The sequence below is a fragment of the Streptomyces boncukensis genome, from assembly GCF_011045075.1.
GTDB classification, from domain to species: Bacteria; Actinomycetota; Actinomycetes; order Streptomycetales; family Streptomycetaceae; genus Streptomyces; species Streptomyces boncukensis.
On the sequence record NZ_JAAKZZ010000862.1, the window covers coordinates 1 to 1,890 of the forward strand.

Genomic DNA, 1,890 nt, shown 5'->3' on the forward strand with positions numbered 1-1,890 from the left:
CCCCCCGAGCGCAGGAGCGCCCCGAAGGGGCGCCGGAAACTGCGCGACCCCCCTCCCCCAGGCTCTCGGCTCCGCCTGAGCCGGACACCAAGGGGCAGCCCCCGCTCAGCACGACCGCCGTCGACGAGCACGCGCGGGCCGCGGACCAGGCGCCGTCCGCGGCCCGCACCGAAGCGGAGACGGAGGCGGAGGCGGAGGCGGAGGCGGAGGCGGACGGGCCGGACGACGAGGCCCCGTCCTGCGACGCGCCCGCGGACAGCGGCGAGGTCACTCCCACGGGGCTGCCCCGGCGCACCCCGCGGAACCCCGCGCCGGACGGCGCGCCCGCGCGGCGCCCGCGCAGCGATGTCAGCGCGGAGCTGCTGCGGCGCACGCTCGGCGGGTTCCAGCAGGGGGCGCGGGCGGGGCTGCGGGACGCCGCGGCCGAGGCCGGGGCGCAGGAGTCAGCGGAGGAGCAGGCGAAGGACCACGCGAAGGACCAGGCGGAGAACCACGCGGAGAACCAGGCGGAGGACCGCAAGCAGGTCCAGGCCGGTGACGGCCCCGCCGAGGAGGCTCGCACATGAACGCGCCGAGTGCACGTACGAAGTCCGGCAGCCCCGAGGCACGGAATCTGCGCTGGCTGCTGGATGATCTGGTGGACGAGGTGCCGGGGGTCCGCTCCGTCGCCGTCGTCTCGTCCGACGGGCTGCTCCTGCTCTCCTCGGACCCGCAGCTGGAGCAGGAGCGGGAGCGAGAGCAGGAGCAGGCGGAGCAGGCCCGTGCGGACGCCGCCGCGCCGCCGCAGCGGCGGACGCCGGCTGCGGAGGCGGGCACGGGTACGGGTACGGGACGCCCGGCGCCGCCCGTACGCGTCCCGGGGGCCAGCCGCCCCGGCGGCCGGGGGCCGCGCGGCTCCAGCTCCGACCTGGCGACGATCGTCTCCGGGGTCGGGTCGCTGACGCTGGGCGCCGCGCAGGTGCTGGACGGCGGTCCGGTCCGGCAGACCATGGTCTCCATGGACGAGGGCGCGCTCTTCGTGATGACCATAGGCGACGGCTCGCTGCTCGGCGTGCACGCGGCGCCGGACTGCGACATGAGCGCCATCGGCTACCACATGGCGCTGTTCGTGGGCCGCGCCGGGCACGTCCTCACGCCCGAACTCCGCAGCGAGCTGCGCGAGTCCCGGACGCGGGAGGACGGTCCGGACGGCGCGCGGGTCAGTCCTCGGAACCGCTGAGCTCGTTGAGGCGGTGCAGCAGCCGGGCCAGGTCGGCGATCTCCTGGCGGTCCCAGGCGGCGAGCTTGCGGGCGTAGCGGGAGCGGCGCGCGTCGCGCACCCGGGTGAACCGCTCCCGCCCCTCCGCGGTGAGCTCGACCAGCGAGGCGCGCCCGTCGGCGGGGTCGGGGCTGCGGACGATCAGCCCCAGGCCGTCCAGCGCGCGCAGCTGACGGCTCATGGTGGCCTTCCCGACGCCGAAGTAGCACGCCAGGTCGGTGGCGCGCTGCGGGCCTGCCTCCTCCAGCCGCATCAGGAGGCCGTACGCGCCGGGCTCCAGGTCGGGGTGCACCTCGCGGGCCATCTCCCCCGAGGTGGCGCGGGCGCGGCGCAGAAACACCGCCAGTTCCCGCTCCAGATCGAGACCTTCGGGCCCGAACTCGTCCATCGTGCCGACCTTTCGCTTGTTCCTCGCCCGTACTTCGGCTGTTTCGAAGAAAGTTTCTGCCAGCGGTGAAGATAACCGCAGCTCCGTCAGTATTTCGCAGGAATAGACCACCGGCAGCGGGCGTGGCGTCTTCCGCGCCACCGGTCTACGCGCGTACCGTCGCAATGACATGCCCATTCTCAATGGCATGTCCCTCCTGTCCGCTACACCTCCACGCGTTTCACGCGCGACCCCAACCCCCCAC

2 protein-coding genes and 1 pseudogene are annotated in these 1,890 nt (G+C 74.6%); 2 read left to right on the plus strand and 1 reads right to left on the minus strand.

Translation table 11 applies throughout. From position 1 onward, the window contains the following. Window positions 1–566: pseudogene (locus G5C65_RS36450) on the plus strand (hypothetical protein); the annotation flags it as partial. Next, window positions 563–1,219 carry a roadblock/LC7 domain-containing protein gene (locus G5C65_RS36455; protein WP_241266315.1) on the plus strand — a complete coding sequence of 219 codons (657 nt, stop codon included), beginning with the start codon at window positions 563–565 and terminating at the stop codon, window positions 1,217–1,219. The pseudogene G5C65_RS36450 and the gene G5C65_RS36455, both read left to right, overlap by 4 nt. On the opposite strand, the gene G5C65_RS36460 is transcribed toward G5C65_RS36455, so the two are convergent. Continuing rightward, window positions 1,200–1,646 (minus strand): MarR family winged helix-turn-helix transcriptional regulator, encoded by a 447-nt coding sequence (locus G5C65_RS36460; RefSeq protein WP_165303330.1) that lies wholly within the window; start codon window positions 1,644–1,646, stop codon window positions 1,200–1,202. The genes G5C65_RS36455 and G5C65_RS36460 overlap by 20 nt on opposite strands. Window positions 1,647–1,890 lie beyond the last annotated feature (244 nt).